Genomic DNA, 8,072 nt, shown 5'->3' with positions numbered 1-8,072 from the left:
CGGCCCCAGGCCCCCCGCCACCCCACCCCACGCCTGCCTACCCCACCACCACCCCACCCACGACCACCACACACAGCACGGCCAGCGCGCCCCACGTGAGGATCGCCGCGCAGGGCTGGACGGGTCGGCCCGCGTCGGCCCGCACGAGGGTGTGGTGCGCGGCCAGGGCAGGGGGCAGGACCGCCGCGTAGAGCGCGAGGCCGGTGAGCTGCCAGGACGGGACGGCCAGGGCGGGGAGCACCCACGGGGTGCAGGCGGGCGGGATCCACCACCAGGCGACACGGCCGGTCAACTGCCGTGCGGTCCAGTGGGCGAGCAGGACAGCCGGGAGGACGTACGCGACGGTCACAACGGTGGCGGCGAACAGGACGAGCAGGAGCAGCAGCGGGGCCACGGCGAAAGCCGCGAAAGCCTCTCCGCCCCCGCGCCCCGGCGGCGTTACGCCGAGCCCCACCAGGAACAGCACCGCACACAGCAGCGCGCCCTCCACGCACAGCACCGCCATCGCCACCGCCGACGGCGCGGCCCCTTTCCGGGCCGTGCCCTCCGCCGCCACCCCAGCCGTCGCCATGTCCATCACCAGCACCCCTCCCCCTCACAGGGAGTGTGCCCCGGACGAAACGGTTGCTCCGCACGGAGTCCCGGTCGGATTCTGCGGAACGGCTCAGGCAACCCCCACCCTCCCCACCGGCCGCCTCCGTATCACCAGCGCCATCAGTGCCGCCGCCGCGCACAGCGCGCCCGAGGCGTACCAGACGACGTCGTACGTACCGAAGACGTCGCGGGCGAGGCCGCCCAGGAAGGCGACGAGGGCGGCGCCGATCTGATGGGAGGCGAGGACCCAGCCGAAGACGATGGCGCTGTCGTCGCCGTAGTGCTCGCGACACAGGGCCATGGTCGGCGGGACGGTGGCGACCCAGTCGAGGCCGTAGAAGACGATGAAGAAGATCATCGGGAGATGGACTGCGGGCGCCAGCAGGAGCGGGAGGAAGAGGAGCGAGATGCCCCGGAACGCGTAGTACACCGCCAGCAGCCGACGCGAGTCGAAGCGGTCCGTGAACCAGCCCGAGGCGATCGTGCCGAGGACGTCGAAGACCCCGATGACCGCGAGCAGCGAGGCCGCCGCCCTGACGGGCATGTGCTCGTCGTGGGCGGCAGGTATGAAGTGCGTCTGGATGAGGCCGTTGGTGGAGGCGCCGCAGATCGCGAACGTACCGGCGAGAAGCCAGAACGGCCCGGTCCGCATCGCCGAGAAGAGCACCTTCACCGCCCGCCGCGCCGCTCCCGGAACCGGCCCCGGCTTCGGCACGAACTCCTTCGCCCCGTACGGCTTCAGCCCCACGTCCGCCGGATGGTCGCGCAGCAGCAGCCAGACGAAGGGGACGACGGCCAGGGCGGCGAGGGCGACGGTGACGGAGGCGGGCCGCCAGCCGCGCTCGGAGACGATCCACGAGAGGAGGGGGAGGAAGATCAGCTGCCCGGACGCCGAGGCGGCGGTCAGGATGCCCGAGACCAGGCCGCGCCGTTCGGTGAACCAGCGGTCGGTGACGGTCGCCGCGAAGGCCAGCGCCATCGAACCGGAACCGAGCCCCACCAGCAGGCCCCAGCAGAGCATCAACTGCCAGGCCGAGGTCATCCACACCGTCGTACCGGCCCCGAGCGCGATCACCGTCAACGCGACCGCGACGACCCGGCGGATGCCGAAACGGTCCATCAGCGCGGCGGCGAAGGGGGCCGTCAGGCCGTACAGCGCCAGGTTGATCGAGACCGCCGACGCGATCGTGCCGCGCGACCAGTCGAACTCCGTGTGCAAGGGATCTATCAGCAGACCCGGCAGCGAGCGGAAGGCCGCCGCCCCGATGATCGTCACGAAGGTGACGGCGGCGACGAACCAGGCACGGTGGATACGCCGGGTACGGCCGGGGCGGCGGCCGGACCCGACGGAGGCGAGGTCAGCGGAGCTGTGGTCGGCGGAGTCGAGGTCGGCGGCGGCACGGGCGTCGTCGGCTGTCTGGGGCATGCCGTCAAGGGTCGGACCTGCGGCGCGTCCGAACGAGTGGCCGGAAGGACATCATTCGCTAGGATCGGGCCATGACCTCCGAGCCGACCATCGAGCGCGCTACCGATTCCGGCGCCGAGGCCGGTGCCAAGACCGGCGCCAAGACCGAGGCCGGTGCCGACCGCGCCGCCGGGCCCACCGCCCACTCCCCGGCCCGCCGCCACCGCGTCGTCGTCCTCGCCCTCGACGGACTGCTCCCCTTCGAACTGGGCATCCCGCAGCGCATCTTCGGCAAGGCACGCGACGCGGCCGGACGACCGCTGTACGAGATCGTCACCTGCTCGATCCGGCCGCCCGGCCCGGTGGAGACGGACGCCGACTTCGAGGTCCTCGTGAAGAACGGCCCGGAGGCCCTCGCCACCGCCGACACGATCATCGTCCCCGCCTCGTACGAACTCGGCCCGGTCTACGAGGAGGGCGTCCTCACCCCCGAACTGGCCGCCGCCCTCGCCCACATCCGCCCCGGCACCCGGCTGGTCTCCATCTGCACCGGCGGCTACGTCCTGGCCGCCGCCGGCTACCTCGACGGCCGCCCGGCGACCACGCACTGGTACCACGCCGAGCACTTCCAGCGGCTCTTCCCGAAGATCCGGGTCGACGCGGACGTCCTCTTCGTCGACGACGGCGACGTCCTCACCTCGGCGGGCGTCGCGGCCGGCCTCGACCTGTGCCTGCATCTCGTACGACGCGACCACGGCACCGGCGTCGCCAACGACGTGGCCCGGCGCACGGTCGTACCGCCGCACCGGGACGGCGGGCAGGCCCAGTACATCCAGCGGCCGGTGCCCGAGCCGCAGTCCGCGACCACGACCGCCGCCCGCGCCTGGGCCCTGGGGCGCCTCCACGAGCCGATCCAGCTCCGCGACATGGCCGAGCAGGAGGCCATGTCCGTCCGTACCTTCACACGCCGCTTCCGCGAGGAGGCCGGCATCAGCCCCGGCCAGTGGCTCACCCAGCAGCGCGTCGAACGGGCCCGCCACCTCCTGGAGTCCACCGACCTCTCCATCGACCAGGTCGCCCACGACGCGGGCTTCGGCACGGCCCAGTCGATGCGGCAGCATCTGCAGGGGGCACTGGGCGTGACCCCGACGGCGTACCGACGGACGTTCAAGGCGGAGGGGGCCGGGTGGACGGAGGGGACCGGACGGACGGAAGGAGCCGGGCGTGATCGACCCGGCCGGTGGTCTAGAAGGTGAGCACCGCCCGTGCCACCCGCCCCTCCCCCGCGTCCTGCGCCGCCTTCGCGAAGTCCTCCACCGGGTACGTGGCCGTGACCAGCTCGTCCAGGAGGAGCCGGCCCTCCCGGTACAGCTCGGCGTAGAGCGCGATGTCCCGCTGTGGCCGCGAGGATCCGTACCGGCATCCCAGGATGGACTTGTCCAGGTAGAGGGAGGAGACGAGGAAGGACGCCTCGGCGGTCGCGGCCGGGACCCCCAGCAGCACCGCCTGGCCGTGCCGGTCCAGCAGGTCGATCGCCTGACGGATGAGTTCGACGCGCCCGACGCACTCGAACGCGTGGTCGACTCCGGTGGGAAGGATGTCCCGCACGCCCTCCACGGACGTCAGGAAGTGCGTGGCCCCGAACCGCCGCGCCACCGCCTCCTTCTCCGGATTGGCGTCGACGGCGACGATCCGCGTCGCCCCCGCGATCCGCGCGCCCTGCACGACGTTGAGCCCGATCCCCCCTGCCCCGATCACGACGACGCTCTCCCCCCGGTCGACGCGCGCCCGGTTGAGGACCGCGCCGACGCCGGTCAGCACCCCGCATCCGATCAGCGCGGCGGAGGTCAGCGGAATGTCCTCCGGTATCCGTACGGCCTGCACGGCCTTGACCACCGTCTTCTCCGCGAAGGCGGAGTTCGCGGCGAACTGGAACACCTCCCGCCCACCCCGCGAGAACGGCCGGGTGGGCCGCCCGATCGCCCTGCGGCACATGGTCGGCCGGCCCCGGTCGCAGTCGGCGCAGGCCCCGCAGTTGGCGAGGGTGGACAGGGCCACATGGTCCCCGGGCCGGACATGCCGGACCCCCGCGCCGACCGCCTCGACGATCCCCGCGCCCTCATGCCCCAGCACCACGGGAACGGGGAAGGGGATGGTCCCGTCCACCACCGACAGGTCGCTGTGGCAGAGCCCGGCGGCCGAGACGGCCACCCTCACCTCGCCCGGGCCCGGGTCCCGTACGTCCAGGTCATCCACGACCTCGGCCCGCTTCCCGTCGAACACCACTCCACGCATGGCTCCACCCCTCGGCTCAGCCTCTCGGTTCCTTCGGCAGACCGAGCACCCGCTCGGCGATGATCGTGCGCTGTACCTCGTCCGAACCGCCGTAGATGGTGTCGGCCCGGCTGAACAGGAACAGATGCTGGAACGGATCGAGTGCGTACGGCTCCTCCGCCGACCACTCCCGCGGCCCCACCACCGCCCCCGCGCCCCGCACCTCCATCGCCAGCTCCCCGAGCCGCCGATGCCATCGCCCCCACAGCAACTTGGCCACACTCGGCGCGCCGGGTTCCGCGCCGCCTTCCGGCCCCCCGAGCGTGCGCAGGGCGTTCCACCGCATCACCCGCAGCTCGGCCCACTGCCGTACGAGACGGTCGCGTACGACGGGATCGTCCACCGCCCCGCTGTCCACGGCGGCCCGTACGACGTCCCCCAACTCCTGCTCGAACCCGATCTGCTGGGCGAGGGTCGACACGCCCCGCTCGAAGCCGAGGAGGCCCATGGCGACCCGCCAGCCGTTTCCCTCGCCCCCGACGACGTGCTCCGCGCGGGCGTGCGCCCCCTCGAAGAACACCTCGTTGAACTCGCTCGTCCCGGTCATCTGCCGGATCGGCCGCACCTCGACGCACCCCGGCTGGTCCATGGGCACGAGCAGCAGCGACAGCCCGTGGTGGCGTGCGGACCCCGCCTCGGTGCGGGCCAGGACGAAGCACCAGTCGGCCTCATGGGCGAGCGAGGTCCAGATCTTCTGCCCGGTGATCCGGTACGACCCGTCCCCCGCAGGCTCCGCCTTCGTCCGCACCCCGGCGAGATCCGACCCGGCGCCGGGTTCGCTGTACCCCTGGCACCAGAGTTCGTCGCCGCGCGCGACCGCCGGCAGGAACCGCCGTTTCTGCTCCGCGCTCCCGTAGGCGATCAGGGTCGGCGCCAACAGCTTCTCCCCGATGTGCCCCGAGCGCGCGGGCAGCCCGGCCCGCGCGTACTCCTCGGCCCACACGACCTGTTGCACCAGGGTGGCCGTCCGGTTCCCGTATCCGCCCTCGCTCCACCCGAGCCCGATCCACCCGGCGGCTCCAAGGGTCCGTTCCCAGGCCCGCCTGTCCTCCCCCACCCCGGCGTGCGCCCCCAGCCACGCCCTCACTTCCCCCCGGAACGCCTCGTCCTCGTCACTGAACCCGAAGTCCATGCCAGCCACCTCCAAGGTGAGCCGATACCGATGCCGACATCCGCTCGCTGTTCACCGCGGGCGGGTGGGGGCCGGCCGCGCAGTTCCCCGCGCCCCTTGACGGCATGGGTCGCGCCCGGTGCCTTCAAGGGGCGCGGGGAACTGCGCGAGCAACCACGACGGCCCCGCACCCGCCGACGCACCCGGACCCCCGAGCTATGAGGCGCCCGCGTTCGGCCGCTCCCCAGCCGCCGCGGCCCGAGCCATCCCCTCCACCCGCTCCAGCATCGGCATCGGATCCGCCCCCACCGCCCCCGGCAGAACCTCCGCGATCCTCTCCGGCGTCCACCCCTCCTCCGCGTACGCCGAGCGCAGTTCCCGCGGCTGCGCCCACACCGCGATCTTCGGCCCGGCGACCGTGTACACCTGCCCGGTGATCCGCTCCTCCCGAGCCCGGTCGGACAGCAGATACACCACGAACGCGGCCACGTCCTCCGGCTCGCCGATCTCGGTCAGCTCCATCGGAACGCCGGCGGACATCCGGGTACGCGCGACCGGAGCCACCGCGTTCGCGGTCACCCCGTACCGGTGCAGGCCCAGCGCGGCGCTGCGCACCAGCGAGATGATGCCGCCCTTGGCCGCGCTGTAGTTGGCCTGCGAGACGGACCCCTGGTGGTTGCCGCTCGTGAACCCGATCAGGGTTCCGGCCCGCTGCTTGCGCATGACGGCTGACGCGGCCCGGAACACCGTGAACGTGCCCTTGAGATGCGTGGCGATCACCGGATCCCACTCGTCCTCGGCCATGTTGAACAGCATCCGTTCCCGCAGGATCCCGGCGACGCACACGACCCCGTCGATCCGCCCGTACGTCTCGACCGCCGCGTCCACGACCCGCTGTCCACCCGCCATCGTGGAGATGTCGTCGGCGACGGCGATCGCCTCGCCGCCGGCCTCCTCGATCTCCTTGACGACCGTCTCGGCGACGGAGCTGGTGGGTTCGGAGCCGTCGACGGAGACTCCGTAGTCGTTGACGACGACCCGCGCGCCCTCGGCGGCGGCGCCGAGGGCGACCGCCCGGCCGATCCCACGCCCCGCTCCGGTGACGGCGACGACCTTGCCTGCCAAGAAGTTTCCCACCCCGGCCCCTTCCCCTCATCGCGGTTTCTGACGGACCGTTATCTGACGGACCGTTAGATTTGCTCGCACGGAGATTCTACGACCCGTCGGATACGCCACCACAAGCCCCGGGGAGGCCCGATGTCATCGCCCACGCAGTTCGCCGCGTTCACGGACATAGCCAAGCGCGTGAACAACTGGGGGCGTTGGGGGCCGGACGACGAGATCGGCACCCTCAACCTGATCACCGACGAGGTCGTACGGGAGGCCGCCGCCTCGGTCCGTTCCGGTCGCCGCGTGCCGCTCGCGCTGCCCCTTCAACAGGACGGCGTACAGACGGGGATGATGCCGGGCCGGGTGAACCCGCTGCACGCGATGGTGCAGATCAACCAGGAGATCTTCGGGCCGGGCACGGTCGCGTGCAGCGACGACGCCGTGACGATGGGACTCCAGGCGGCGACCCACTGGGACGCGCTCACCCATGTCTCGCACTCGGGCCGGATCTACAACGGCCGTCCGGCCGACACCATCACCCCGCACGGCGGCGCGGCCTTCGCCGGCATCGACAAGGCCCGGCACATCGTCTCGCGCGGAGTGCTGCTGGACATCCCGCGCGCACTGGACCTCGGCGACGACCGTCTCCCCGGCCATCACGCGGTCACCCCCGAAGACCTGGACGCGGCCGAGGAGTTGGCGGGCACCCGGGTCCGCGCGGGTGACATCGTCCTGGTCCGCACCGGGCAGATCCGGACCTACCTCACCGGCGACAAGCACGCGTACGCGTACCCGTCGCCGGGGCTCTCGCTCCGCACCCCGGAGTGGTTCCACGCGCGTGATGTCGCGGCGGTCGCCAATGACACCCTGACGTTCGAGATCTTCCCGCCGGAGATCGAGGACCTGTGGCTGCCCGTGCACGCGCTCGACCTGGTCGAGATGGGCATGCCCCAGGGCCAGAACTGGAATCTGGAAGAGTTGTCCACAGCCTGTGGACAAGCGGGACGGTACGACTTCCTGCTCTCGGCGATGCCCGAGCCCTTCGTCGGCGCCACGGGCACACCGGTGGCGCCGATCGCCATCCTGTAGGCCCGCCGAGCCATGGGGCCGCGAGTCAAGGAGCCTGCGAGGCAAGGCACTTGAGGGCCGACGGGCTTGTGGGCCGAGGGGACCCGAGGTCGGCCGGCGGCGCGCCGTCGCCCGCCCCGAGCACGGCACCGCGCGCCGCCATCCGGCTTCGGCGTACCCGCCCCCACGCCCTGCCGGGAGCGACGCCGAAACACGACCCACGCTCGTCGAGGGATTCCGTCATCGAAACCCTCGCCGTCCCCTCGCGGCGAATCGCTGAACACAAGCGTGATCAAACGGGCACGGCACGTCAACACCCGTTCGGGGACCAACCGTGCGAAACAGGCGCCGCGCCGGTACCTACGGAAGCACATACGGGCGCACGGTTCGACACCACCGGCCGACCGGCCGACGCCGTGCGCTCGCGCGCAGGCGCGTGCGGCGCGCATG

General features: G+C 72.2%; 7 protein-coding genes. 2 read left to right on the top strand and 5 right to left on the bottom strand.

The features are described from left to right. Positions 1–37: 37 nt before the first annotated feature. On the bottom strand, positions 38–577 hold the full coding sequence (locus AWZ10_RS14960; RefSeq protein ID WP_234360853.1) for a hypothetical protein: 540 nt from the start codon (positions 575–577) through the stop codon (positions 38–40). A gap of 87 nt (positions 578–664) precedes the next feature. Beyond that, entirely contained in the window at positions 665–2,020 is a 1,356-nt protein-coding gene (locus tag AWZ10_RS14955; protein ID WP_060891289.1) for an MFS transporter, read from the bottom strand. 71 nt (positions 2,021–2,091) lie between these two features. Between AWZ10_RS14955 and AWZ10_RS14950 the strand changes: the two genes are divergently transcribed. Further along, positions 2,092–3,255 (top strand): GlxA family transcriptional regulator, encoded by a 1,164-nt coding sequence (locus tag AWZ10_RS14950; protein WP_046710052.1) that lies wholly within the window; start codon positions 2,092–2,094, stop codon positions 3,253–3,255. Here AWZ10_RS14950 and AWZ10_RS14945 read toward each other — a convergent pair. The 3 genes from AWZ10_RS14945 to AWZ10_RS14935 form a co-directional block, all read right to left on the bottom strand. Continuing rightward, on the bottom strand, positions 3,245–4,294 hold the full coding sequence (locus tag AWZ10_RS14945) for a Zn-dependent alcohol dehydrogenase (RefSeq protein WP_060891288.1): 1,050 nt from the start codon (positions 4,292–4,294) through the stop codon (positions 3,245–3,247). The two genes, AWZ10_RS14950 and AWZ10_RS14945, sit on opposite strands and share 11 nt — an antisense overlap. Before the next feature lie 16 nt (positions 4,295–4,310). After that, positions 4,311–5,465, bottom strand: coding sequence for an acyl-CoA dehydrogenase family protein (locus tag AWZ10_RS14940; protein WP_060891287.1), 1,155 nt, complete (start codon positions 5,463–5,465; stop codon positions 4,311–4,313). A 195-nt stretch (positions 5,466–5,660) separates the two neighbouring features. Further along, positions 5,661–6,581 (bottom strand): SDR family NAD(P)-dependent oxidoreductase, encoded by a 921-nt coding sequence (locus AWZ10_RS14935; RefSeq protein WP_060891286.1) that lies wholly within the window; start codon positions 6,579–6,581, stop codon positions 5,661–5,663. Between the two features lie 120 nt (positions 6,582–6,701). Here AWZ10_RS14935 and AWZ10_RS14930 point away from each other — a divergent pair, with 120 nt between their 5' ends. After that, entirely contained in the window at positions 6,702–7,643 is a 942-nt protein-coding gene (locus tag AWZ10_RS14930) for a cyclase family protein (protein ID WP_037705367.1), read from the top strand. The last annotated feature ends 429 nt before the right edge of the window (positions 7,644–8,072 follow it).

Origin of the sequence: Streptomyces europaeiscabiei, assembly GCF_001550375.1 — a bacterium.
Taxonomy (GTDB): domain Bacteria; phylum Actinomycetota; class Actinomycetes; order Streptomycetales; family Streptomycetaceae; genus Streptomyces; species Streptomyces europaeiscabiei.
Note: the sequence above shows the minus strand (reverse complement) of the source record. Positions and strands in the feature narration are given on the sequence as shown.